The sequence below is a fragment of the Gracilibacillus sp. HCP3S3_G5_2 genome, assembly GCF_052063305.1.
In the GTDB taxonomy this organism is placed as follows: Bacteria; Bacillota; Bacilli; order Bacillales; family Amphibacillaceae; genus Gracilibacillus.
In genome coordinates this window covers 1-26,649 of sequence record NZ_JBQHXU010000021.1, presented here as the reverse complement: position 1 = coordinate 26,649, position 26,649 = coordinate 1, and the positions used below count along the sequence as shown (strand labels likewise).

The 26,649-nt window shown below is 37.4% G+C and carries 23 protein-coding genes, 2 tRNA genes, 1 other RNA gene and 1 other annotated feature; of the genes, 7 read left to right on the top strand and 19 right to left on the bottom strand.

Annotation, left to right across the window (positions count from 1 at the left end; translation table 11 throughout):
* Positions 1-361: 361 nt before the first annotated feature.
* From ACTNEP_RS19860 to tadA, 7 genes are all read right to left on the bottom strand, one after another.
* Positions 362-622, bottom strand: coding sequence for a pro-sigmaK processing inhibitor BofA family protein (locus ACTNEP_RS19860; RefSeq protein ID WP_441163698.1), 261 nt, complete (start codon positions 620-622; stop codon positions 362-364).
* A 74-nt stretch (positions 623-696) separates the two neighbouring features.
* Positions 697-912: a YaaL family protein gene (locus ACTNEP_RS19855; protein WP_441163697.1), complete on the bottom strand. Its 216-nt coding sequence runs from the start codon at positions 910-912 to the stop codon at positions 697-699.
* Positions 913-929: 17 nt separating this feature from the next.
* Positions 930-1,526, bottom strand: coding sequence for a recombination mediator RecR (gene recR, locus ACTNEP_RS19850; protein ID WP_441163696.1), 597 nt, complete (start codon positions 1,524-1,526; stop codon positions 930-932).
* 10 nt (positions 1,527-1,536) lie between these two features.
* A complete protein-coding gene (locus ACTNEP_RS19845) occupies positions 1,537-1,860 on the bottom strand; it encodes a YbaB/EbfC family nucleoid-associated protein (RefSeq protein WP_441163695.1) in 324 nt (107 codons plus the stop codon).
* Between the two features lie 29 nt (positions 1,861-1,889).
* Positions 1,890-3,596 (bottom strand): DNA polymerase III subunit gamma/tau, encoded by a 1,707-nt coding sequence (gene dnaX, locus ACTNEP_RS19840; RefSeq protein WP_441163694.1) that lies wholly within the window; start codon positions 3,594-3,596, stop codon positions 1,890-1,892.
* A gap of 221 nt (positions 3,597-3,817) precedes the next feature.
* Positions 3,818-4,083: signal recognition particle sRNA large type (gene ffs / locus ACTNEP_RS19835), an RNA gene on the bottom strand.
* Between the two features lie 113 nt (positions 4,084-4,196).
* Positions 4,197-4,712 carry a tRNA adenosine(34) deaminase TadA gene (tadA, locus tag ACTNEP_RS19830; RefSeq protein WP_441163693.1) on the bottom strand — a complete coding sequence of 172 codons (516 nt, stop codon included), beginning with the start codon at positions 4,710-4,712 and terminating at the stop codon, positions 4,197-4,199.
* Positions 4,713-4,837: 125 nt separating this feature from the next.
* On the opposite strand from tadA, the gene ACTNEP_RS19825 reads away from it, so the two are divergent.
* Both ACTNEP_RS19825 and ACTNEP_RS19820 read left to right on the top strand, forming a co-directional pair.
* Positions 4,838-5,359, top strand: a complete 522-nt coding sequence (locus ACTNEP_RS19825) for an isochorismatase family cysteine hydrolase (protein ID WP_441163692.1) — start codon at positions 4,838-4,840, stop codon at positions 5,357-5,359.
* A gap of 133 nt (positions 5,360-5,492) precedes the next feature.
* Positions 5,493-6,785: a LysM peptidoglycan-binding domain-containing protein gene (locus ACTNEP_RS19820; protein ID WP_441163691.1), complete on the top strand. Its 1,293-nt coding sequence runs from the start codon at positions 5,493-5,495 to the stop codon at positions 6,783-6,785.
* 36 nt (positions 6,786-6,821) lie between these two features.
* Here the strand turns inward: ACTNEP_RS19820 and ACTNEP_RS19815 are convergent, their stop codons facing one another.
* Positions 6,822-7,265, bottom strand: coding sequence for an RrF2 family transcriptional regulator (locus ACTNEP_RS19815; RefSeq protein ID WP_441163690.1), 444 nt, complete (start codon positions 7,263-7,265; stop codon positions 6,822-6,824).
* A gap of 231 nt (positions 7,266-7,496) precedes the next feature.
* Between ACTNEP_RS19815 and hmpA the strand changes: the two genes are divergently transcribed.
* Positions 7,497-8,720 (top strand): NO-inducible flavohemoprotein, encoded by a 1,224-nt coding sequence (gene hmpA, locus ACTNEP_RS19810; protein ID WP_441163689.1) that lies wholly within the window; start codon positions 7,497-7,499, stop codon positions 8,718-8,720.
* Between the two features lie 160 nt (positions 8,721-8,880).
* Here the strand turns inward: hmpA and ggt are convergent, their stop codons facing one another.
* Positions 8,881-10,653 carry a gamma-glutamyltransferase gene (gene ggt / locus ACTNEP_RS19805; RefSeq protein WP_441163688.1) on the bottom strand — a complete coding sequence of 591 codons (1,773 nt, stop codon included), beginning with the start codon at positions 10,651-10,653 and terminating at the stop codon, positions 8,881-8,883.
* 373 nt (positions 10,654-11,026) lie between these two features.
* Positions 11,027-12,745 carry an acetate--CoA ligase gene (gene acsA / locus ACTNEP_RS19800; protein ID WP_441163687.1) on the bottom strand — a complete coding sequence of 573 codons (1,719 nt, stop codon included), beginning with the start codon at positions 12,743-12,745 and terminating at the stop codon, positions 11,027-11,029.
* Between the two features lie 177 nt (positions 12,746-12,922).
* Here acsA and ACTNEP_RS19795 point away from each other — a divergent pair, with 177 nt between their 5' ends.
* The 4 genes from ACTNEP_RS19795 to ACTNEP_RS19780 are packed head-to-tail and all read left to right on the top strand — an operon-like array spanning position 12,923 to position 16,930.
* Complete coding sequence (locus ACTNEP_RS19795) at positions 12,923-14,410, top strand: spore germination protein (RefSeq protein ID WP_441163686.1); 1,488 nt, start codon at positions 12,923-12,925, stop codon at positions 14,408-14,410.
* Between the two features lie 21 nt (positions 14,411-14,431).
* Positions 14,432-15,523, top strand: a complete 1,092-nt coding sequence (locus ACTNEP_RS19790) for a GerAB/ArcD/ProY family transporter (RefSeq protein WP_441163685.1) — start codon at positions 14,432-14,434, stop codon at positions 15,521-15,523.
* Positions 15,520-16,764 carry a Ger(x)C family spore germination protein gene (locus tag ACTNEP_RS19785; RefSeq protein ID WP_441163684.1) on the top strand — a complete coding sequence of 415 codons (1,245 nt, stop codon included), beginning with the start codon at positions 15,520-15,522 and terminating at the stop codon, positions 16,762-16,764. Before ACTNEP_RS19790 ends, ACTNEP_RS19785 begins: the two co-directional genes overlap by 4 nt.
* 1 nt (position 16,765) lies before the next feature.
* Complete coding sequence (locus ACTNEP_RS19780; protein ID WP_441163683.1) at positions 16,766-16,930, top strand: hypothetical protein; 165 nt, start codon at positions 16,766-16,768, stop codon at positions 16,928-16,930.
* Positions 16,931-17,045: 115 nt separating this feature from the next.
* On the opposite strand, the gene ACTNEP_RS19775 is transcribed toward ACTNEP_RS19780, so the two are convergent.
* From ACTNEP_RS19775 to guaB, 9 genes are all read right to left on the bottom strand, one after another.
* Positions 17,046-17,960 carry a class I SAM-dependent methyltransferase gene (locus ACTNEP_RS19775; protein ID WP_441163682.1) on the bottom strand — a complete coding sequence of 305 codons (915 nt, stop codon included), beginning with the start codon at positions 17,958-17,960 and terminating at the stop codon, positions 17,046-17,048.
* Positions 17,961-18,278: 318 nt separating this feature from the next.
* Positions 18,279-18,352, bottom strand: a tRNA-Arg gene (locus ACTNEP_RS19770).
* A gap of 91 nt (positions 18,353-18,443) precedes the next feature.
* Positions 18,444-19,265: a pyrroline-5-carboxylate reductase gene (gene proC / locus ACTNEP_RS19765; RefSeq protein ID WP_441163681.1), complete on the bottom strand. Its 822-nt coding sequence runs from the start codon at positions 19,263-19,265 to the stop codon at positions 18,444-18,446.
* 204 nt (positions 19,266-19,469) lie between these two features.
* Positions 19,470-19,562: transfer RNA gene (locus tag ACTNEP_RS19760), tRNA-Ser, on the bottom strand.
* Positions 19,563-19,662: 100 nt separating this feature from the next.
* The gene (gene serS, locus ACTNEP_RS19755) at positions 19,663-20,937 is read right to left on the bottom strand and encodes a serine--tRNA ligase (protein ID WP_441163680.1); all 1,275 of its coding nucleotides are present in this window, start codon (positions 20,935-20,937) and stop codon (positions 19,663-19,665) included.
* Between the two features lie 442 nt (positions 20,938-21,379).
* Positions 21,380-21,592, bottom strand: a binding site (T-box leader).
* Positions 21,593-21,629: 37 nt separating this feature from the next.
* Entirely contained in the window at positions 21,630-22,199 is a 570-nt protein-coding gene (gene pdxT / locus ACTNEP_RS19750) for a pyridoxal 5'-phosphate synthase glutaminase subunit PdxT (protein WP_441163679.1), read from the bottom strand.
* A 20-nt stretch (positions 22,200-22,219) separates the two neighbouring features.
* Positions 22,220-23,104 carry a pyridoxal 5'-phosphate synthase lyase subunit PdxS gene (pdxS, locus tag ACTNEP_RS19745; protein WP_441163678.1) on the bottom strand — a complete coding sequence of 295 codons (885 nt, stop codon included), beginning with the start codon at positions 23,102-23,104 and terminating at the stop codon, positions 22,220-22,222.
* A 105-nt stretch (positions 23,105-23,209) separates the two neighbouring features.
* A complete protein-coding gene (locus tag ACTNEP_RS19740) occupies positions 23,210-24,547 on the bottom strand; it encodes a serine hydrolase (protein ID WP_441163677.1) in 1,338 nt (445 codons plus the stop codon).
* A gap of 151 nt (positions 24,548-24,698) precedes the next feature.
* Positions 24,699-26,171, bottom strand: a complete 1,473-nt coding sequence (gene guaB, locus ACTNEP_RS19735; RefSeq protein WP_441163676.1) for an IMP dehydrogenase — start codon at positions 26,169-26,171, stop codon at positions 24,699-24,701.
* Positions 26,172-26,649: the final 478 nt, after the last annotated feature.

The following is a 26,649-nucleotide window of genomic DNA, read 5'->3' as shown; positions in this document are numbered from 1 at the left end:
TTGCGACAGGACGTCGCGTTCTTAATCGGTAACATCTGACCTTGCTCGCTTCTATAAGCTAGCTTGTTTCATGTTTAAAATCATACTGGTTGTTTTGTTCAGTTTTCAAAGTTCAATGTGTTTTGTCGTTTTTTTGGCGACCTCTTAAATATACCATGTATTTGAATTGAAGTCAATACATTTTTTAAAAAAGAAAAGAAATGATATGATCTTTTAAATTGCTGCTCAAAAAAGCGACTTGATTATATTATCATGTTTTTATTATTATATGCAATACTTTTTTTAAAATAATTCATCACCAATTATTAGCACATCTTCTTACATAAAAAAAGCAACCTTTTGTCCAAGGCTGCTCTTTCTTTTATATGACGAAAACATGAATGGCAGTTAAACAAGCAATACCAGGTATACCTAGGACTCCAACGATACCTGCTGTAAACACATTAATAGGTATATACAATCCAAAAGAGGCACCAAATAAGTTAAAGAAAAATAAAAACAGCACACCAATCGTGACTTTCATTACCACTTGTCCGCTACCTTTTACGAGATTTACCGGTATTCCTTTCATTAACAAAAAAACAATTAATCCTACTATTCCAGCTATAATCCACCAATTCATACGCTTGTCCCCTTTTTCATATAAAATATAACTACTCTATTTATATGAAGAGAAAACAAGAAATAGAAGAAAAACTATTTAATAGCAGATAAATTTCGCGTTTTTGCTTCTCTAAGCAAATAAAAATATTTAGCCCTCGTCACAGCCAAATCAAACTGACCAGATTCACTCGGTTCTATACTCCGATTCAAAATATCATCTAAATAAGTCCATTCTTTTTTCAACTGAAATATTTGGTCTAAAAATTCCTGATCCAGTTCTGCTTTTTTTATTTTTTTGGAACGAAACATACTTTCTTCACCTACTATTATACTTCTCTTCTGCCTTCCAATGCTTTGGAGAGCGTTACCTCATCGGCATACTCTAAATCTCCCCCCATCGGCAGACCATGAGCAATTCGTGTAGTTTTGATTCCCGAAGGCTTTACCAATCTTGAAATATACATCGCAGTTGCTTCACCTTCAATATTAGGATTTGTTGCTAGAATTAATTCTTTTACTTCTTCGTCTTTTAAGCGATTGATCAATGATGGTACATTAATATCTTCAGGGCCAATTCCATCCATTGGAGATATCGCCCCATGTAAAACATGATACTTACCATTGAATTCTTTCATTTTCTCCATTGCTATCACATCTTTTGGATCTTGCACCACACATATTAACGAGTGATCACGCATGTCATCTTGACATATTGCACAAGGATCCTGATCCGTAATATGACCACATACACTGCAATGAGTCAATTCACGTTTTGCATTAGCAAGTGCTTTCGCAAAATCGAGCACGTCATCTTCTTTCATATTTAAGACAAAAAATGCCAGGCGCACGGCAGTTTTTGGACCGATTCCTGGCAATTTAGTAAAGCTGTCAATTAGCTTTGATATCGGTTCGGGATAATACATGAGAACCCTCCTAGAACATTCCTCCAGGTAAATTTAATCCTTTTGTAAATTTGCCCATCGTATCATTTGTTTTATCATCTACTTCTTTTAGTACTTCATTCGTCGCTGCTAAAATAAGGTCTTGTAGCATTTCGATATCATCTGGATCTACTACTTCCTCTTTGATCTCAATATCGGTGATTTCTTTTTTTCCATTTGCTACCACCTTTACCATTCCACCTCCAGCAGTAGCTTCAAACGTCATTTCTTGTAACTCTTCTTGAGCTTTCATCATATCCTTTTGCATTTTTTGCATTTGTTTCATCATTTTATTCATGTTTCCTCCACCACGCATGGCAAACCCTCCTAAATAAAATCTATTTTTTAATCATGTATTTCTAATAAGTCATCGCCGACTAACTTTCTGGCAGCATCAACAACAGGATCCTCTTCTTCCTGAGATGAAGAGGTAGCTGCTTCATCTGTCCCCTCATCTTGTTGTTTCTGCTTACGGACATATTCATCACGTAAACTAGTCCAATCTTCTTCAGGGATAGGGATAAATGTTACATTCTGCCCGATAGTCTCGGATAACATTAATTCTATCGTTTGTTTATGTTCTAATGCAAGTGAACAGTGAATTTCATAACGAAACGCAATAATAATAACATCTTCAGACGCTGCACTAGGCTTACTATTCTGAATGGTCGCATGTGCCGGTGCACTTTGTTTCTTTAAAGCATCCATAAAAACAGACCACTGTGCTCTAACCTTTTGAATAGAAGTCTTAGAGGCTTCATTGAGTACATGCCTGATTCGATCATATGGTACCTTATAGCCATTGCGATTGACAGATGCACTTCGTTTAGGTGCGGGCTGTTGCTTCTCCGGCTGGATACCTTGGTTAGACTGTTGTTGCATATTGGTCAGTTGCTGTTCTAATTTTCGAATTTTATCGTTTAGCTGCTCTACAGCAGGGATGGAAGCAGCTTCTGTTTTTGCCCCTATACCTTGATTACAAATTTTTAATACGGCAACTTCGATAAAAACTTTCGGACTGTTGGTCCACTTAATTTCTTGTTGGCATTGATTCAATTCTTTAATCGCCATTTGAATCCATTCTGCATCAAGCTTATTAGCTAATTCTTTAAATGTGTCATCAACAATTGCCCGCTCTAGCACATTTTCTAGAGATGGAGCCGTTTGATAAAGCAACACATCACGCAAATAATAGATAAGATCAAATACAAAACGACCAGGGTCTTTTCCTTCCTGGATCATCCCGTCAATCTCCAGTAATGTTTCTTTTACTTCATTTATATGCATGGAACTGACTATCTTTGCCAGTTGAGCTTGAGAAACAGAGCCGGTTACAGCCAGCACATCTTCAATTGTTACCTGTGCTTCGCTATAAGAAATAGCTTGATCTAACAAACTTAACGCATCACGCATACCACCTTCTGCAGATAACGCAACTGCCTCTAATGCTTCATCCGTGACAGCAATTCCCTCCGCTTCGGTAATCTTCTTCATACGGTCAACCATAGCTGATTGGGAAATTCGCTTAAAATCGAATCGTTGACACCTTGAGATAATGGTCAAAGGAATTTTATGTGGTTCAGTTGTTGCTAAGACAAATATAACATGCTTAGGTGGTTCTTCTAATGTTTTCAACAATGCATTAAAGGCACCAATCGATAACATATGAACTTCGTCAATAATATATACCTTATATGTTACTGCACTTGGCGCATATTTTACTTTATCACGAATATCGCGAATCTGCTCGACACCATTATTAGATGCTGCATCAATTTCTACTACATCCGAAATCGAGCCATCCTGAATACCAATACATGCGTCACATTGATCACACGGCTCTAAGGAAGGACCATTTTGACAGTTTACTGCTTTGGCAAATATCTTAGCAGCACTCGTCTTTCCCGTACCTCGGGGACCTGAAAAAAGGTAGGCATGGGTAAACTTATCTTGCATGATCGCATTTTGCAAGGTACGAGTAATATGTACTTGTCCTACTACATCTTCGAAATTCTTTGGACGCCAGACACGATATAATGCTTGATAGCCCATAATTGATCCCCTTTACTAATCATCGTTATTTTTCTCACTTTATTGTATCAAATCCCGCCAGGAAACACGAGTAATATTTAAGTTGGATGTTAGCTCTAATCATATCCTGTTACAGACAGATGATCTCCTTTTCAGCTGATTATGCTGTTCTATGATCACTCTTTATAATATAACAAAAACCTCTTGCACTGATACAAGAGGTTGGAACTTTTTATTTAACGCCGTGCACCAAGCTTCGATGACATTACCTTAAGCGTTACTTAAGTTGATAGCTCGACCCAGGCTTCCCTGCGGCACACAGGAGAATTCGCTTAATGCTGCTTCCTTCCGGACCTGACATGGTTCACGAGTTCCTGTTGCGCAGGACCCAAGTGTCAGCACTACTCCCTTAAGGCAGACCTTAAAGCAATGGCACCTCAGCAAGGTATTCAGTCTCGCTATAGCGGATTGCGAGTACAGGGCACCGCTACCTCCCCACCTAGCACGGCAAATTTGCTAATATATTCAGTTGCGCCTATGAAAAGCGCAAATATTAGTATAACCTTTTTTGTGAAAAATTGCAATGATAAATGCCATCCATTTTCTGCTATATTATTTTTATTAGTCGGCATTTTCGCTGTGATCCATTGTATTTCTATTGGCATTAAAAGCTTTCTCTTCTTTCTTTTTTTGGCGTAACACTTTAAAAAAGTCTGATAACAATTGGCGTGACTCCTCTTCCATGACACCTGCTACTACTTCTACTTGATGGTTAAAACGATTATCCTGCAGAAAATTGTACAGAGAGCCAGCACATCCAGCTTTTTTATCTTTTGCTCCATATACAACTCTTGGTATTCTCGATTGCAATATAGCGCCGGCACACATCGGGCACGGCTCTAGGGTTACATATAATGTACAGTCTTCCAGTCGCCAACTTCCCAATACTTCATTTGCTTTATCGATTGCCAGCATTTCGGCGTGAGCGTTGGTTGTCTGTAATTTTTCGCGCAAATTAAATGCGGTAGCAATTACTTCCTCTTGGTAGACGATGACTGCTCCAATTGGTACTTCTCCCAGTACTGCTGCTTTTTTTGCTTGTTCAAGTGCTACTAACATATATTCCTGATCTGTCATTATGATCCCACTCTTTTACTATTTATTACTATAGTGCAGAAAAATTAGTAAAAGTTCAAGTAACAAATGCATGATTCTAAGATATATAGGGTATCTTGTCAACAGAAGGAAAATGAGGTGAGAGAATGAAAAGTACAGCTGTCTTAATCATTGATTTAATTAATGACTTTACATTTCATGAAGGGGATCTCCTTTTAGAAAACACTCGAAAGATTCTACCGAACATTAAGAAGTTAAAACAATTTGCAAAGAAACACCATTATCCCATTATTTATGTGAATGATCATTATGACACATGGGAAACTGACTTTAAACAAATTGCTCAGGCATGTTTATCTTCTAAAAATGAAGATATCATTGAACAAGGAATGCCAGAGAAGGATGACTACTTTATTATGAAGCCACAAATGTCAGGCTTTTTCCGGACGCCTTTACGATCATTATTAGAGCATTTAGAAATCAAACATCTAATCATTGCAGGAGTTGCAGGCAATATATGTGTTCTTTTTACTGCTAATGACGCCCATATGCGAGGGTATACACTCCATGTCCCAGAAAATTGTGTGGCATCCAATACCGAGAAACATAATGAAGAAGCAATAAAATTAATGGCAGAAGTATTTAATGCTGAAACAGCAAAAATATAGCTTTTTTGGTGTTCTTATATTGTCTATGCCTATATTTCTTCATGAGAAATTTCACTAGATACAACGTTCTATTTCTCCTTTCTTATCATAAAGTTAAATAGAGATTATTTTTTATTAGAAAGGAGAACTATTTGTGCAGATTTATGTGGTGAAACAGGGGGATAGCTTATTTCAAATCGCCAATCAATTTGGCACTTCTTATGAATCGATTGCAAATGCAAATGAAATAGATGCTGAATTACCTCTAGTTGTTGGCCAAGCACTCGTCATTCCAATTTATGGGAGGTTCTATACCGTCAGACCAGGGGATAGCTTGTATACGATAGGGCAAAGATTCAGCATATCTGCAGCTGAACTTGCTAGTATCAATCAAATCAATATGTATCAGCCACTTTCTGTCGGGATGACATTATATATACCAGAACCCGCTAAGCCTACTATTGAAGTGAATGCATATGTTGAGCCTATTGGTGAAACCGTATCGGCTACACTTGAGAACGCAGCAAGAAAACATGCAGAAAACTTAACCTATTTAGCTCCTTTCTCCTACCAATTAGACCGGCAAGGGAATTTAATTGCTCCTCCATTAAACCAATTTCCTGCCATTGCAAATGAGCACAATGCAACACTTATGCTTGTTATTACCAATCTCGAAGAAGGTGCTTTCAGTGCGGAGTTAGGTCGAATCATTTTAACCGATGAAACAGTTCAAGATAATATGCTCAATCAAATTATTCAAACGGCAAATGAAATCGGCTTTGGAGATATTCACTTTGATTTTGAATTCCTCCCACCAGAGAATCGCCAGGATTATCGTAACTTCTTAGAGAAGGCAACCAATCGATTACATCAAGAAGGTTTATTAGTATCAACCGCACTTGCACCTAAGACAAGCGCTGAACAAGAGGGTGAATGGTATGAGGCACATGATTATAGAGCGCATGGAGAAATTGTCGATTTTGTCGTTTTAATGACCTATGAATGGGGATATAGTGGTGGTCCTCCAATGGCGGTTTCACCAATTGGACCTGTTCGTGATGTGGTTAATTATGCTTTAACCGAAATGCCCTCTGAAAAAATATTACTAGGACAAAATTTATACGGTTATGACTGGACGCTTCCTTATGAACCGGGTGGTGAATATGCCCAAGTTGTAAGTCCTCAGCAAGCAATTCAGTTAGCAAGGGAATACAATCAGGCAATTCTTTTTGATGAAGAAGCACAAGCCCCTTATTTTAATTATATAGATGAAAATGGAGAAGAGCATGAAGTATGGTTTGAAGATGCCCGTTCCATTCAGGCCAAATTTGATCTTATTAAAGAAAAAAATTTACGCGGCATCAGTTATTGGAAATTAGGATTAGCCTTTCCACAAAATTGGTTGTTACTCGAAGATCAATTTATCATCCAAAAAAGAGAGCAATAATTGCTAAACTTCATGTAAAAATAGAGGAGGGACCCATTATGGTTGCTCCTCTTTTATATCCATCAATGCTCTTAGTTCATCTTTGTTTTCGATTAAATCAGCTAATGTATATTGATTCAGCACTTCGAAAAATGCACGCATCGCTTCTCCGACAACTGATCGTAGCTTACAAGCAGGCGTAATCACGCATCGATTTTGTTCTCCGTTAAAGCATTCTAATAAATAGAAATCATTCTCCATTAATCGGATGATCTCCCCAATATTTATCTCACTTGGATCTTTCATTAACAGAATACCGCCATTTCGCCCCCTTGTTGTATGAATATAACCCTTCATACTTAGTTGGTGAACCACTTTACGAATATGTTCGGTCGATATGTAAAAAGTATCCGATATTTCTTTTATACTTACTTTCCGTTCACTCGTTCCCGCATAAATTAAAACCCGCAATGCAAAGTCTGTATATTTTTTTAAGCGCATTATATTCTCCCTTCTTTCCCTCCATTTTACCCGAAAATACGTTAAAACGCACCACCTCTTAACAGAATTGTCATATATTTGACCACTAGGGTATTGAAACTGCTTCCATAATTTATATATAATAAACATGTATATATAATACATTTTTTATTTGATGATTTATTACAGTGTGAAATGAGTAAAACTAAGTTCAATGTGCCATTTAAAATTAATTATACGAGGAGTGAAAAAATGACAAATTCTACTCGAGTACTTGATGCAAAAACAATTGAAACCGTACAAGCAACTGTCCCTGTATTGGCTGAACATGGTACCGCTATTACCTCCAAGTTTTATCAATTACTTTTCATTAATCACCCAGAGTTAAAAAATATTTTTAATCAGACAAATCAAAGAAAAGGCAAACAACCTCAAGCGTTGGCAAATGCCGTATATACAGCTGCAGCACACATTGATCAATTAGAGGACATTCTACCTGTAGTAAATCAAATTGCTCATAAACACCGAAGCTTAAACATTCAGCCAGAACATTATCCTATTGTTGGTGAAAATCTCTTAAAAGCGATGAAAGATGTCTTAAAAGAAGCAGCAACAGATGAAATTATGACAGCTTGGGCTAAAGCATATAACGTTATTGCAGATGTCTTTATTCAAGTCGAAAAAGAAATGTATGACGAAACAGCGCAAAAATCTGGTGGCTGGGTTGGCTATCGTTCCTTTCGTGTAATGCAAAAAGTACAAGAAAGTGATGTCATCACCTCTTTCTATTTAACACCTGCTGATAATGGCCCTCTGCCGGATTATGAGGCTGGTCAATATATCACTGTAAAAATCACTATTCCTTCCGTCCCTTACACCTGTCAACGCCAATACAGTTTATCCTGCAAACCAAATAAAGAATATTTCCGTATTAGTGTAAAAAGGGAAAACGGTATAGGTGATAACCCTGACGGAATCGTATCTAATTATCTTCATCAGTCAGTAAATGAGGGAGATTTAATCGACCTTAGTGCACCGGCAGGAGATTTTGTCCTCAATCAAGCAAATAAACCTTTAGTATTAATTAGTGGTGGTGTCGGATTAACACCATTAACAAGTATGCTGGAAACAGTAGTGGTACAACAGCCGAAACGTGAAGTCTATTATATTCATGCAGCACAAAACGAAAGAGTACACGGCTTCAAGGATACAGTGAAACAACTTGCAAAGGCACATGACCATGTGCATGCCTTTACCATTTATGAAAATCCTAAAGATCCTACCAACTGCGATAAGATCGGTTTTATTGATTTAGCATGGTTACAGTCTGTGGTGCCAACCAATCAAGCATCTTTCTACTTTTGTGGACCTGAGCCATTTATGAAAACAGTCTATCAATTATTGAAGGATTGGGAAGTAGACGAAGAGGATATTTATTATGAATTCTTCGGTCCAAAAGGTGATTTAGAGGCATAATAATTAAAAATTCAAGAAAAGAGACGAAGACAAAAGACTAATAATAAAGGAACATCCGACTATAAATGACTAGAGCCTATCACCACTAAGTCAGATTGTTCGGATGTTCTGTTCCCTATTAGTTATTTCCTATCCCCTTTTATCGAGTTATTATTTACCTTTATTTTTTTCCTTTTCCTTTTAAATCTACACCAATCGCTGCTCCGTTTCTTCTATCATCTGCTACACCTTTTAATAATCCTGTATCATGATCAAGTAAAATACTTTGAACATTTCCAATCGTTGTTGGAGAAGACCCAAATTGATGGCCCATCGCATTTAATTGTTGGATAACTTCAGGTTGGATACCTTCTTCATAGCGGTAAGAACTTAGATTATTTGTATAGATCCTAGGTTCTGCAACAGCGGCTTCTGGCTCCATTCCATATTCAACGACATTAATGATTGTTTGTAAGACTGATGTAATGATAGTGGGACCACCTGGCGAACCAACTGTTAATACTGGTTTATCATTCTCAAACACAATTGTCGGTGTCATACTACTTAATGGACGTTTATTGGGCTGTACTTCGTTTGCTCCTCCAGGTACAGCATCAAAGTCGGTTAATTCGTTGTTCAGCATAAAGCCGTATCCTGGTACCATAATACCTGTACCAAATACTTGTTCAATTGTTGTCGTATAGGAAACAACATTGCCATATTTATCTGCTACAGTAAAATGTGTCGTTTCCCCATATTCTCTATCATTTGGTTGTTCTGTCATCTGATAATCAGGTGATGCATCCTCAAACTGCCATGGATCTCCAGCTGTTGGATGTTGGTTTACAGTATCTAAATCAATTAATGCCGTTCGTTCGGCAATGTAATTTGGATGAATGAGGCCATCTACAGGAACATCAACGAATTCTGGATCTCCCGCATATGCAGCGCGATCAGCATATGCTAAATGCATCGTTTCAGCTAAGAGATGATACTTCTCCCAGGATCTTGACTCATACTGGGATAAATGGAAGCTATCTAGAATACCAAGCATTTGAAGCAGAAATACCCCGCCAGAACTTGGAGGAGGCATACTAGCAATATCATATCCTTGAAGTTCTCCCCATACAGGATCATCTATCGTTACATCATATCGGGCTAAATCATCCACTGTCATAGAACCACCAAATTCTTGGACAGTTGCCGAAAGTGCTTCTGCTATCTCCCCGGTATAAAATGCATCCGTACCCTTTGCTCTAATCAGTTTCAATGTTTTGGCTAAATCTTCTTGAATGAGAATATCTCCTTCTTGTATTGCATCACCATTTGGAAAAAATACATCTTGAGCTGCCGTGCTTCGTAATTTACTTTCATTATTTACGATAGATTGAGCAAGATAGTCATCTATAGGAAAGCCTTTTTGAGCTAGTTTTATCGCAGGTCCGATCAATTGTTGAAATGGAATACTTCCCCACCTTTCATGAGTGGTTTCTAAACCTTTTAATGTTCCTGGAACTCCGACCGCTGTGCCTTGTCTGACACGCTCACTAAATGGAATAGGATTACCGTTATCATCTAAAAACATGTCTGGTGTTGCACCAGCAGGAGCACGTTCACGACTATTCACAATGGTCGTCTCACCAGTATCCCCATCATATACCATCATAAATCCGCCACCACCGATTCCAGACATCATGGGCTCCACGACATTTAACGCAAATTGAATGGCAATCGAAGCATCCATTGCATTGCCACCCTTTTTAAGAACATCGGCACCAACCTGTGTTGCTATTCCATGAGATGTCGATACCATTCCTCCATTTGAGGTAGCGACTAAGTCGAAATTTTCATAATTCGTATCATATTTTGCTGCCATTGCAGCTGTTGGAAGTGTTCCTGCTGTAATGATGAAAATCATACACAAAAATGTAATTCGTTTACACAACTTTTTCATCAAACCTCTCCTTCCTAATATATGGATAATAGCAAAACTAGGTAACCTATAGTCCCTCCTTTAGTCATCAAATTGCTATAACAAATTCGTGCTTTAATTCTCCATTTCCTTCTATAATCGAAAAAACAGTTCTTTTATCATAGTTTTTATCTAAGAAAAAGTAGGTTTGACCCAAATACGCGACAACCTCCTCCTTCTACCTTCATTAAAGATCAGAGTAAAATTAGCGTTGCGGAAAGGAAAAAATACGCGCTTTCCATGGGGAACAAGTTGTCTATAAGCATAAAAAAAGCTTGCCGAGAAAATTTTTGGTTTCTCGACAAGCTGAAGACCGGACAAAATCCTTACTTTTGTTCGGACTTTCTTATCTTATTTATTCTTCTAATGTTGAGGTGTCACCTGTCGGTAATCCAAGCTCCCATGATTTTAACAAGCGACGCATAATTTTACCGCTCCGTGTTTTTGGAATACTATCTTTAAATTCTATTTCACGAGGAGCAGCATGGGCACTTAATCCTTTTTTAACGAATTGGCGAATATCTTCTAACAATTCATCTGATGCGTCATACCCAGGATTTAACGTAATAAAGGCTTTAATAATTTCGCCACGCTCTGGATCCGGCTTACCTATTACACCAGCTTCTGAGACTGCTTGATGCTCAATTAATTTACTTTCTACCTCAAATGGTCCGACACGTTCACCAGATGTATTGATCACATCATCTAAACGGCCTTGGAACCAGAAGTAACCATCTTCATCCATATAAGCGCTGTCTCCTGATACATACCAATCCTTAATAAAATAACTCTCATACTTACCCGGATTGTTCCAGATTGCACGCATCATCGATGGCCAACCCTTTTTAATTGCTAAATTTCCCATTTGATTCGGCGGCAGTTCATTACCTTCATTATCAACTATAGCTGCTTCTATCCCTGGAATAGGTTTCCCCATAGAACCTGGACGAATTTCCATGCTTGGCAAATTGACAATCAACATCGCACCCGTTTCTGTCATCCACCATGTATCATGAATTCGTAAATCAAGTACACGTAATCCCCATGTGATCACTTCTGGGTTTAATGGTTCTCCAACACTTAAAATATGACGTAAGCTCGATAAATCATACTCTTTCACTAATTCTTCACCAGCGCTGACGAATTTACGTAAAGCTGTTGGTGCTGTATACCATATCGTTACGTTGTGTTTCTCTAATGTTTCATACCAGGACTCAGGTGAAAAACGGCCCCCTCTTATAACATTGGTAACACCGTTCAACCATGGGGCAAAGATACCATAACTGGTACCTGTAACCCAGCCTGGATCCGCGGTACACCAATAGATATCATCCTCTTTAAAATCAATAACCCATTTACCTGTCGCATAGTGCTGAATCATTGCATTGTGGACATGATAAACTCCTTTTGGCTTACCGGTAGAGCCAGAAGTATAATGAAGAAGCATACCGTCCTCTCTATCAACCCATTCAATATCAAAATCCTCAGATGCTTCATGCATTTCTTCTTCAAAATGAATATAATTATCGCCTTCCGTATCAGCTGTGCCGCCTACTAAGATAATCTGTTTCAAATCTGGTAGTTCATCAACAGGTACACGTCCGATTAATTCAGGTGTCGTAATTAACATCGTTGCTTCACTATCTTCCAACCGATCACGGACCGCTTGTTCCATGAACGCCTCAAATAGCGGTCCGGCAATCGCACCTACTTTAAGAATACCAAAAAAGTTTGCATAGAACTCCGGACTTCTTGGCATGAATAAGAAAACACGATCTCCTTTTTGTATGCCATACTTCTTCAATATATTTGCTGTTTTATTACTTTGTTTGCTTAATTGTTCAAATGTGACACTTTCTTCCCGGTCTGGTGCTGAATATAACAATGCCACTTGGTTCTTTTTATTAGGATTTTCTGCATGACGATCAATTGCTTCATAAGCAGCATTTACCTTACCAGTTTTGTACCAGCTAAAATCTTTCTTTATTTCCTCCCAGTCGAAACCTTCTCTAAGAGCATTCAGATCTTCTACATTATACTTTCCTGATCTTGGCTGCACTTTTGTCATATCCATCCTATCACCTCTCCCAAATTGTTGACCTTTTTAAACAAACATTGAAACCCCTTACAATCTATTGTAACGAATTTATATGATAACGCAAGTAATACAATCCTAATATTGGTAATCACATAATCTCGTTAAATTTGCACATATTAACAGCTAGAACGCTTCATAAAAGAGGTGCTACATGTGGTTAGATTTTCCAAAAAATCAAAAGAGTCTCCATCACCACCAAAACATAAAAAAATATCTGCTTCCTTACAAGAAAATATTCAGGAAGCAAAACAATTATTCTCTTACGGGCTTAATAAAGACTTTGCCATACGTACGCTTGACATCCGTTTTAACCAAAAAGAAGGGTGTCTTGTTTATTACACCTCTATAGTAGATGGACCAAAAATAAATTTACACGTACTGAAACCTTTGCTTGAGAATACAGGTGAATCTGTAAGCAATGTTGTCTCGGTTGAAAATATCGAGGAAACACATGACTTCGAAAAAGTCATTGAAAATATTAATAGTGGAAGAGTAGTCCTTTTTATTGACGGAGATGACACTTCCTATGCGATGGATGTAGCGGATTTTCAGCATCGCGAAGTAACCAAAACGGAAAATGAAAATACTATCAAAGGACCACAGGAGGCTTTTACAGAATCATTAGATAGTAATATTTCATTAATCCGAAAGCAGCTACATGATAACCAATTGATTAATGAAGGAATTCAAATAGGCGAGAGAACAAAGAATGAAGTGAACTTAATCTATATAAAAGATATCGTAAACGATGAAATCTTAGATAATGTCAGAGCAAAATTGAAAGAAATTAAAACCGATAATGTACGGAACATTGAAATATTGGAACAGCTTATTGATGAACGACCATACTCTCTCATATCTACGACGGTGTACACCGAAAAACCGGATAAAGCAAGCTCCTATTTAGAGGATGGTTATATCGTTCTATTGATGGATAGCTCCTCTTCTTGTTTAATTGTTCCGGTTACCTTCTGGTCATTCTTTCATGCACCAGAGGATCGTTATTTGCGGTTTTTTTATGGCAATTTCACCCGAGCAATTCGTCTCTTCTGTTTCTTTTTAACATTATTGATTTCGGCAACGTATGTAGCGATATCAAATTTTCATAGTGAAATGATTCCGCCTGATTTGCTACTGGCGATTACTGCTTCACGAGAACGTGTTCCATTTCCATTAATAATGGAGGTATTAATAATGGAAATTGCCTTTGAATTGATTCGTGAAGCAGGACTACGCATACCTAATCCATTGGGGCCAACGATCGGTATTGTAGGTGCATTAATTTTAGGACAGGCAGCAGTTGAGGCAAATATTATTAGCCCAATCATTGTCATCATTGCCGCCTTATCGGGATTATCCTCATTTGCTCTGGCAGATTTAAATATCAACTTTACCATTCGACTTATGCGTTTTATCTTCATTCTCGTGGCAGGCGTATTTGGAATGCTCGCACTAACCGGAGCCTTTTTGTTATTTTTCATGTATGCTGCATCCATTAAGTCATTTGGTATACCTTTCTTTTCACCAATGTCGCCACATTTTCTATCATCTGAGGATACTATTTTTCGTAAACCAATTAAAAAAGAAACATTAAGACCGAATTTCTTACATCCAAAAGATGTGCAAAAGAAGCCTAAGTAAAAGACAAGCAGGTGAAGTATCATGCAGCAAAACAAAGGATTTCTAAGACTAAAAGAAATATTAGCAATGACCCTCATTCTTGTAGGAATGAAGTTAGCTGATTCCACTCCTGCGTTGATGGCCCAAAAAGCGCAAAATGGCTTTTGGATGATTCCTCTTATTTCTTTTATCTGTATTTTCCCAAGCTTTCTGCTCTTACTTTACCTGCTAAAGAAATATCAAGATAAAAATATTTTAGGAGTAATCGAAGCTATCACGGGTAAATGGATCGGCAAAATGATCGGGTTCGTGTTATTTTTATCTGCTTTCCTGACATTGACGCTAGACAGCCGTAATTATGTAGAACAAATCAAATTATTATACTTTCCTGAGTCTCCAACAGATATTATCTTTTTAATCTTTATGGGAGTTGTCTTTTTCGGAGCAAAGAAAGGGTTTGAAGTAATTGGTTACACATCTTGGATGACCCTCTTTATTATAAAAACTTCTACTTTTATCGTGTTAATGCTTATGTTTGGAGACCTCATCATCCAGCGGCTTTTTCCTATTTTTGGCTCTGGATTCACTGTTATTTTATCAGAAGGAGTGAAAAAAGCAGCTATTTTTTCTGAATTGTTCTTTCTGTTAATTGCTTATCAATCTGCCAAACGCACATCGATGTTTCGCAAAGGGATTGTGATCGGAAGCGTTATTTCTATCATTGAAATTACGATATTTTATATGGCTTATGCTACAATATTTGACTACAATTCGATAGACAAAATTCACTTTCCATATCACGATATTACACAACTTATTAATTTAGGCGATTTTTTGACCAATATTGAAACGGTCTTTATGGTTTTCTGGTTATTGGCAGCATTTTTACGATTCATTATTTTTATCTATATTAGCACATGGATTTTTGGCGAAGTATTTGAAATTCGTAATTTTGAACCACTTCTTTTACCATTTAGCTTTTTAGCTATTTTGATTGGGCTTTTACCGATTAATTCGATTATCAATGAATTAATCTTCCACCATACCTTAATAAAGTACATGACACCATTTTTAATTTTTCTCCCTGTCGTTTTGTGGATTATTGCGTGGAGTAAAGGAGACTTAAAGAAATGAGCAAAAAACTAGTATTAATGTTCCTGCTTATCTTGCTCACTGGCTGTTATGATCGCGTTGAATTAGAAGAACAATCTTATGTAATTGCCATTGGTATTGACAATACAGATCAAAAGGGAATATATTCCTTCAACTTTCAAATTGCCAATCCTGAAATGAGTTCCACTGTTGTGGAAAGTGATGAGAGCAAACCTCGAACAGAAATAGTAACGGTTAATGGCTCTGATATTTTAAGCGCAACTTATACAGCCAACTCATTTGTACCGAAAAAAATTGTTTTGGATCAAACAAGAGTTATCATCATTTCAGAGGAAGCAGCAAGAGATGAGGATTTCATCCGTGTTATTCAAACTGCCGCGAGATCACCTCAAATAAGAAGAGGGGTACAAATGATTGTTTCCAAGGAAACGGCAATGGATTTTATTCATCATACTACACCTCTTTTGGAATCGAGACCACATAAATATTATCAATTTATGTTAGCCGGGGCGATTGAGACCGGCATTATTCCTGATGCAACTTTACATCGTTTTTTTCAGATTACGGAAGGAGATGATAATCTATTTTTAGCTATGTATGCCACAACAGAACAGTCAGATGAAAAGACAAGCAAAGAAGGATTTGAAGATGAATACATTGCAGGGGAAGTACCACAAATAGGAGGTTCACCTACACAATTTATGGGTGCAGCAGTGTTTAAAGAAGGACAAATGATCGATGTTTTGACTGGTGAAGAAAACCGACTAACTAATATGCTGGATTATACACAACAATTAAATAATTATGTCACTACGATACCGGATCCATTTAACCCTGAATACCGGTTAACTTATGTCTATTCGCAACACAAAAATCCTGATGTGAATATAACCTATCATAAAGATAAACCATCAGAAATTGATGTAGATGTATATTTCAAAGTAGAAATACTTTCTATACCAAGTCTTGTTCGCTATTCGCAAAACAAAGACCGCCAAAAAGTGCTCGAACAAAGTATTATCAGAAGATTAAACGAAAAAACAAATGCCCTGATAAAAAAGACTCAAGAGGAATATCGATCAGATCCCTTTTACTGGTCATTATATTTTCGCAAACATTTTAAAGATATTCCAGCTTATGAAGAAGCTGACTGGCATCAGAAAATTTATCCTGAGGCAAATATCAATGTCACATACCATTTGGCAAAGTTAGAATTTGGAAAAATGATCGATGATACTGAGTTGCACAAAGTGAGGGATTAAATTGTGGAGTATGATACCTATTATACTAGCCATTAGTATCTGTTATTTTATGATCAAGCATAGCAAAGAAACATTTCAAGAAGGGAATAAGCTGGGGGGAACGGCGATCGCAGCTCTTATCCCAATTGTCATCTTCTTCTCGATCTATTTTCTATTATATAAATAAGAATTATTTTAGGCGCCTAATAAAGATTTAATAAGAGATATTAACCGATATATCGGATTGAAAAATTCAAAGCCTCTCAATCATCATAATTATTAAGAGGCTTCGAATTAGAGAATCATTTCTTTACAGCGTGAATAAAATGAATTGTCTCGAATGCAGACAAATAATCCGCCCTATTTCTAAAGTATAAATCATTTATCATAGTTGGTGATAAGTGTTCATAAATTAATAAACCTGATTTTTCTAATAAATTCTCAATTTCATTATAAGCGAAACTCGATTTCATTGGCTCTCCACTTGCTGAAGCCATTTTCACCATACTTTCCACTCTATTAGACATTCCTTTTTCTTCGAAAAGTTTTTCATCTGCATAGTCAAAAACAATAGAGCTACCTGTTGGAACGTTAGCAAATAAATGATTGATCAAGGCCGCATTTTCTTCTTTAGTTAAATAATATGAAACACCCAAAAGGCTAAAGAATGTTTTTTTGTTATCAAATCCTTTATCTACTAAATCTTGATGAGAAAACTTGGTAGTAAAGTCCATAGAAACAAAATGAAGATGATTCGGGATATTAAGTTTAGCATCCTCTAACTTTTTCTTTTTTAATTCTTGTGTAGCTGGATGATCAATTTCAAATATCTTTAAGCTGTTTTTCAACTCTGGATATCGGAAACCGAAAGTATCTAAGCCTGCTCCGAGTATGACATACTGTTTAACTCCTAACTTAACTTCATTAAGTAATACTTTTTCACAATAGGCAGAGCGTGCTAGTGGTGTTGGGGAAAGCTGGACTTGTGTAATCCATTTTAAAATTTCTTTTGAATCATTTTTAAATCTTCGCCCAATATCTCTGTTGAAAAACTGGATACCATTAACCATATTCTGGCTGATGGCTGTAAACTCTTCTTCGGAAATTAGTTTGTTTGCAATAAAATCATCAAAAATTTTTGGTTTGTCATATTTACTGTGATATGCTCGACCGAAAGCTGATACTAAGGAAGTTAAACTGGACTCATTTTGTTTCATACCATTTTCCTCCCAAATAAAAAATAAGATTCCCCTGGCCAGGAGAACCTTATTATACACAACAAAAATATAATTGTAAATTATAGCATACTTAACATTTTTTGTCAACGATTATGTGTCATTTTAATGAAGAAAGCTGTTCATTAAATAAAATCTAATTTAAGAAACGGGTGCCTTAGTTAAAGATCCCTGTTGAAATTAAACTATTTTACAATGTTTAAGCCCTGGTTTTCCAAGCCAAGGCTTTTTTCTTAACTACGCTAAAAAGATAAAAAATACACAAACGCTGATGTAGCAACGTTTGTGTAACAATCTTAGCGACCCCGAGAGGATTCGAACCTCCGACACCTTCTTTAGGAGAGAAGTGCTCTATCCTACTGAGCTACGGGGTCATCATCTATTAAATCAGACGAGTAAGAGAAGCATCACCTTTTATCTTAATAAAACAATGAATAAATGACAAGATCCTCTCTTACTTTCTGTTTATTTTTCAAACATTTCTCTTAACTCTTTTGATCTTTCTGTTGTACGCTCTAGACATGCGATTACCGCTTGTTGGAAGTCATGATTGGCCAACATTTGAACCCCTGCCTCTGTCGTACCACCAGGACTAGTAATTTTTTCTCGTAATGTTGCTGGTGTATCCTCTGATACTGCTAACATTTCCGCAACACCTTTAATTGTTTGTACCATTAAAGGTTTGGCTGTGTCTTTATTCAATCCCTGTTGCTCAACGAATTTCTCCATTGCTTCGACCATGTAATAATAAAATGCTGGTGCACTGCCTGCTAAAGCAGTATAAGCATCCATTTGCTCTTCTTCTATTAAAGTAGTGGTCCCTATTGCTGTCATGAGATTTTCTATTAAGCTAACAGTTGAAGCGGTAGCATAGTGACCTCCAGCTATCGTGGAAGCAGACTGTCCGATCATTGCCGAGGTATTAGGCATAACCCGGACAACCGCATTATCCGTATCTAGCAGTTGTTCCATATATTTGGTCGAAATCCCTGCTAGTAATGACACAATAATTTTATCTTCACTTATGAAGTTATTGATTTCAGCTATTGCTGTTTGAATATCTTTTGGTTTCATCGCTAATATAATGATATCACTCTTCCTGATCACATCTTCCTTTGATTGTGACGTGCGAATACCATATTTATCTGCTAATTCTGCTAAGCGTTCTTTATTGGAATGATTGGTTGCAATAATCCGGTCAGCTGGAACCATTTTTTTAGCCGTCATTCCTGCAATAATCGCCTCTGCCATCGAGCCAGCTCCTAAAAACGCAATCGTATGATCCATTAAAACCATCCTTTATATGTATGCTTAACCACATTATAAATGATTATCGGGCAAGTGGACAGAGGAATCTCTTCTTTCGCAAATTCCGTTTATCTTAATACACTAGTGACCGCAGTATAAGGACCCTTTATACATTCTTTGCCAATAAAAAAACCGCTATCTGTTGATAACGATTTTATAATCTCCAATTTTGTGTTTCATTAATGGCGGAGGAGGAGGGATTCGAACCCCCGCGGGCCGTGAAGCCCCTGGCGGTTTTCAAGACCGCTCCCTTCAGCCGGACTTGGGTACTCCTCCGTATTTGCTGACGACAAGTTATAATATAGCATATTGATTAATTAGAGTCAATAGTTTTTTTAAACGTCTATCCTATTTTTTTAGGATAGACGTTTAGCTATTATTTGATGATTGTTTTGCCACCCATATATGGTACTAATACTTCAGGTACCTTCACCGTTCCATCTGCTTGTTGGTAGTTCTCAATGATAGCAGAGACAGTACGACCTATTGCTAAACCAGATCCGTTTAAGGTATGGACAAATTCCGGCTTACCCTTCTCCTCCCGACGGAATCGGATACCAGCTCGTCTTGCCTGGAAATCTTCAAAGTTGGAACAAGAAGAAATTTCACGGTACGTATCGTTACTTGGCATCCATACTTCAATATCATATTTTTTAGCAGCGGTAAATCCTAAATCAGCCGTACACATACTCATAACACGATATGGTAATTCTAGCAGTTGTAACACCTTTTCTGCATGGCCTGTTAATTCTTCTAATACCTGATAAGAATCCTCTGGTTTTACGATCTGTACCAGCTCTACTTTGTTAAACTGATGCTGACGAATTAATCCCCTTGTATCTCTTCCAGCAGAGCCTGCTTCAGAACGGAAATTACTGCTGAAGGCAGTGAACTTTTTCGGTAACTCCTCCGCTTTTAAAATTTCTTCACGATGATAATTAGTGACAGGTACCTCCGCAGTTGGAATTAAGAAATAGTCCCATCCATCTACTTTAAATGCATCTTCCTCAAACTTAGGTAATTGTCCTGTTCCAGTCATACTTTCGCGGTTTACCATATGTGGTGGTAATATTTCTTGATAGCCATGCTCATCTGCATGTAAATCCATCATAAAGTTCATTAATGCCCGCTCTAAACGTGCTCCTAAACCTTTATAAAAAACAAAACGACTTCCTGTTACTTTTGCAGCTCGTTCAAAATCTACAATATCTAATTCTGTGGCAATATCCCAATGCGCTTTTTCTTCAAAGTGGAAGTTTGGTACTTCTCCCCACTTACGTACCTCTACATTATCATCCTCAGATTCACCGACAGGAGTAGATTCGTGTGGGATATTCGGGATAGATAGCATTAATATTTCGAGTTCTTCCTCTACTTCTCGAAGTTCTTGATCAATTGTTTTGATTCGATCTCCTACTTCACGCATTTCCGTAATCATATCATCTGCGTTTTTCTTTTCTTTCTTCAATAAAGAGATTTGTTTCGATACTTCATTTCGTTTTGCTTTTAATTGCTCGGTTTCAGCGATCAGTTCTCTTCTTTTCTCATCTAGATCACCGAAACGATCCAAATCCGTTAAATCTTCCCCTCTGTGAGCTAACTTCTCTTTCACTTCCGCAAAATTTTTACGCAACATCTTCATGTCTAACATAACTATACCTCCTACAATTTTAATAATGATTTAAATTTGAATACAATTTGCTTTCTTTTATTTGTTTGAAGTTAAGTAGTCCACTCGTCGCTGCGGGGAAATACTTCCTTTCCCACAGGTGTGTTGCATTTTCCCGCAGCTTAGAATAGTTTTCTAATAAAATGATAAGTAACCCTAAAATATAGTTCCTTAAGTGCCATCCACACTATAATCAGGCATCTGTACTAGCGCAGGCAGAATACGTAGACTCCAGTGGGAACAGCACGAGCTGAAGATCTACTTGGTAAAGCGATCTTCTTTACCAAGTTAGCTGAGGCCGTGCCCACGGAAAGCGAAGTATTCTGCCGAAGCCGTCTTTCAAATACTCATTAAGATGAGAATGGAAAATACCCTTTGACTCTACCTATTGCATAAAAAAACTCCCGTCCCATACTTGTATTATAGTAGGGACGAGAGTTTACCCGCGATACCACCCTGATTGGAGAATAGACTTCTCCCGGCTTCATTTTCTATAACGGCTTGTCACCGGGTACATATACTATTATTTCCATGTACCGCTCAAGGATGGATTCGCTTATCTTTTATACCGGTTTGCACCAACCACCGGCTCTCTTCCATAAAACAATAAGCTACTATTTCCTATCATTACTTTTTTATATTATATTCTAAGCTCTATACTTTTTATTATTATATTATCTTTCCACCATTTTGACAAAGTATTCTGTTAAACGGTGGTCATCTGTTAATTCTGGATGAAAAGCACTACATAAATAGTGCCCTTGCCTTGCTGCAACAATTTTATCTTGATAAGTAGCTAAGACTTCTACTTCCGGTCCAACCTCTATGATATATGGGGCACGGATAAAGACCGCTTCAAAATGGTCAGCAACTCCTTGGATATCAACTTCTGCTTCAAAAGATTCACGCTGTCTGCCAAAAGCATTGCGTTCTACTTTCATATTCATTAAGGATAAATGTGCATCCTCTTGTCCAGCAATAGTATCTGCTAATAAAATGAGACCTGCACAAGTACCAAAAATCGGCTTCCCTTGTTGACCAAAGTTAACTAGCGCATCAAAAAAATCATATTTATCGATAAGTCGACGCATGGTTGTACTCTCGCCACCAGGTATAATTAATCCATCTATCTCGGTTAATTGTTCCTTATACTTAATAATGACTCCTTCAGCTCCAGCTGCTTCAACGGAACGAATATGTTCGCGAATCGCACCTTGTAAGCCAAGTACTCCGATTTTTACCATTACTTTTTACTCCTCACTGCTTACCAACCACGATCTTGCATACGCTCTTCCGGAGCAATTGTACTGATTTCTAAACCTTTCATTGCAGTACCGATACCTTTAGATACTTTTGCAATTAATTCGTAGTCTTCATAATGTGTAGTTGCTTCTACAATCGCTCTTGCAAAGTTAGCAGGATTATCCGATTTAAAGATTCCCGAACCGACAAATACACCATCAGCACCTAGCTGCATCATTAAAGCCGCATCTGCTGGAGTCGCAACCCCACCAGCAGCAAAGTTTACAACTGGTAAACGACCATTCTCTTTAATATCTAGAAGAACTTCATATGGTGCACCAAGTTCTTTCGCATAGGTCATTACTTCATCTTCATTCATATTAACGAGCTTACGAACCTGTGCATTTACTTCTCGCATATGACGAACTGCTTCTACAATGTTCCCTGTACCTGGTTCACCTTTCGTACGTAACATAGAAGTTCCTTCACCGATACGACGAGCTGCTTCACCAAGATTACGACAACCACAAACAAATGGTACGGTATAATCTTTTTTATTTAAATGATATACTTCATCAGCTGGTGTTAACACTTCACTCTCATCAATATAATCTACACCCATTGCTTCAAGTACACGAGCCTCTACAATATGACCGATACGAGCTTTAGCCATAACCGGAATAGAAACGGCATTCATTACCTCTTCTACAATTGTTGGATCAGCCATACGAGCCACGCCACCTGCAGCACGAATGTCCGATGGTACTCGTTCAAGTGCCATAACTGCTACAGCACCGGCTTCTTCAGCAATTTTAGCTTGTTCTGCATTGACAACGTCCATAATAACGCCGCCTTTTTGCATTTCTGCCATACCTCGTTTAACTCTATCTGTACCTATTTTAGACATTCTCATGTTCCTCCTAAATAATTTAACTGTTAACGGTCTATTTATATTGCTCTTACATTATATAACAATTTTTTAACAAATGCCAACTGCTGTAATCGGAATTAGCTAGCTAAATAGTCCTTTGAAAAAGTCTACAACTGTAGTAAAGACATTAGAGAAAAAGTCACCGATAGCACCTAGAGATAACATAAACCAGTTTGCTTTCTCCACTGCATTGGCAGCTACTAAATCTACATGCTGGCCATCTTGGCCTTCTATATATCCGTAATCTACATCGCCTTCATATTCTAATATCGCTTCTCCAACTTTTTCACCAGCTTCTATTGGAGCCTCTAATGTCCCATCTTCTTTCAGCTTTTCTTCATCAAACTCGTAACGAATACTGTATAATTCTTCTTCTCCAGCTTTAATCATTGTTGCTAGTGATTCTGCCGTTTCAATCTCTACTTCTTTTTCTTTTCCTTTAGAAACCGGTAAGCTCGATTCTTCCTCTAATTGATAGTTAGCAGGAAATAGTTCTGCTGTTTCAAATTGAGAAAAGCCATACTCCATTAGTTTTTTCGTTTCATGGAATCGTTGCTCCATTGAGTCTGTTTTCATCACAACAGTAATCACTCGACGATCACCTTGTTGGGCTGTTCCAGTGAAACAATAACCAGCAGCCTCTGTATGGCCTGTTTTTAATCCATCTACGCCTTCATATTCGAATTGCCTAAAGTTATCATTGTCCCAAGGAAGCATCCAGTTCCAATTCTCTAGTACTCTATCATCTAGCTCAGCTGTTAACATACTGGAGAATTCTAGAACTTCTGGATAATCATTTACTAAGTGATAAGCTAATAATGCTGCAGATCGTGCAGATAGTAGATTATCTGCATCAGCCTCTGTACCTTCCGGATGATGTTCTCCTAAATCCGAATTAGATAAACCAGTAGAATTAACGAATTTATATTCCTGTAAGCCCATTTCTTCCGCTTTATCATTCATCATTTTGACAAATTCACCTTCTGAGCCTGCTACTAATTCTGCTAGCGCAACTGTAGTAGCATTATCAGAGATAATTGCCATTGCTTCATATAGTTCACGAACTGTGTAATCTTTATCCTGGATTAAACCAATCCCTGAAAAACTATTATTGGATGATAGCCAATATGGATAATCTCCTATTTGAGTAGTTGTGTCCCAGCTGATTTGACCTTCATTAATAGCTTCGAGAACTAAATATTCCGTCATCATTTTCGTCATACTAGCTGGAGGTAATTTTAAATCAGATTGCTTCTCATATAATACTTTTCCTGTATTAGCATCGACAATGATAGCCGATTCTGCCTCAATATCTATATTTTCTGTTGCTTGAACGGTTATATTATTCAAAGAAAATGCAGTGATCATCAATAATGCAACCACTACCATCATACTTATCTTCTTCATTTCTTCTTTCACCTTTTCTACCTCCGACTTATTTTTTTGCACGAAACAATTTTATCACAACTATCTCAAATAGAAAATAACGATATATGACTATCGTTCATTTAAGAGAAAAAAAAGAAAACTTGGAGAACCCAAGTTTTCCTCTATCTTTTTTCCTATAAGATTATGATAAAGAATAGTTTGGTGATTCTTTTGTGATTTGTACATCATGCGGATGACTTTCGCGTAGTCCTGCACCTGTCATACGAATAAATTGTGCATCATTTCGCAATGCCTCAATATTAGCTGCTCCACAGTAACCCATTCCCGATCTGAGACCACCAATTAATTGGTGAACCGTGTCAGCTAATGGCCCTTTGTATGCTACACGTCCCTCGATTCCTTCCGGTACTAGTTTTTTAGCATCTTGTGAATCCTGGAAATATCGATCATTTGAACCAGATTGCATAGATGTAACAGATCCCATTCCGCGGTATACTTTGTATCTTCTTCCTTGGAAGATTTCTGTATCACCAGGACTTTCCGTTACTCCTGCGAACAAGCTTCCTAACATTACCGCACTTGCTCCAGCTGCAATTGCCTTCGTAATATCACCTGAATACTTAATACCACCATCAGCAATTACAGGAATATTATATTTCTCTGCTTCTGTTGCACAATCATTAACGGCTGTTATTTGTGGAACACCGACACCTGCCACTACTCTAGTTGTACAGATAGAACCAGGACCAATACCGACCTTGATAATATTTGCTCCTGCTTCAATTAGGGCTCGTGTCGCTTCCGCAGTTGCGACATTTCCGGCAATAATGTCAATATCAGGATATTTAGCTCGAACTCGTTTAACCTGTTCCATCACGCCTTGTGAATGTCCGTGTGCCGTATCAATAACTAATACATCTACACCAGCTTCCACTAGTTTATCAATTCGAGTCATGGAATCAGCTGTTACCCCTACAGCAGCGCCGGCTAATAAGCGCCCTTGCTTGTCCTTAGCAGAATGAGGGAATTCTATCACTTTTTCTATATCTTTAATCGTAATAAGTCCTTTTAATACATCATTACTATCAACTAATGGTAATTTTTCAATTTTATGCTCCTGTAAGATCTTACTTGCTTCTTCTAAGGTTGTTCCAACTGGTGCTGTTACTAAGTTTTCACTTGTCATCACATCAGCAATTTTTATTGAATAATCTTCAATAAAGCGTAAATCACGGTTAGTTAAAATCCCTACTAATCTTTGTTCTTTCTCATTATTTACAATAGGTACACCTGAGATACGGAACTTGCCCATCAGATGTTCAGCATCAAATACTTGATTGTCAGGTAAGAGGAAAAAAGGATTAGATATTACACCACTTTCAGAGCGTTTTACACGATCTACTTGCTCAGCTTGTTCCTCAATGGACATATTTTTATGAATAATACCAATTCCACCCTGTCTTGCAATAGCAATTGCCATCTTCGCTTCTGTTACAGTATCCATTCCGGCACTTAAGAACGGAATGTTAAGTGTAATATTTTCCGACAGCTTTGTCTTCACTGATACATCTCGAGGTAGTACATTAGATTCCGCTGGTAGTAGCAATACATCATCAAACGTTAAACCTTCTTTACTAAATTTATCAGTTCTCATCGGTGAACCTCCTTGAATTTTTTGTTTTAAATGTGAAATATTGGATAGGGATGGAAGCTTTCTATCACTAGCTTTCCTTCTATTTTTTGAGGGTTATATCCATAACTATTGTTATTTACAATACGATATGTTTTAGCGTTTTTCAACCTTTTTTTTTCGCTATTCTAGAAGCTAAAAATAGTGATATGATTAAATCAATAATGTAAGAGGTTACAATATGTAATTTTTTTTTACAAAGGTGATAGAATGCTCCAATTATCATCCATCATTAGAAGGGAGTAGATGCCCAAGTACTGAACTGTGCAGTTTAAAAATGTGCCTTGACTATTTATTGGTAAAAAAAGGTTCTACGTCAAATGTTGGGGTGAGTACTTAGCTCACTCCTAATTTATGCGACCCGAATATCTATATTTTTGTATTGATGATGTAATAATACCTTTAATCGGAATCGATCAAATCGCTTAAACCCAAACGCATT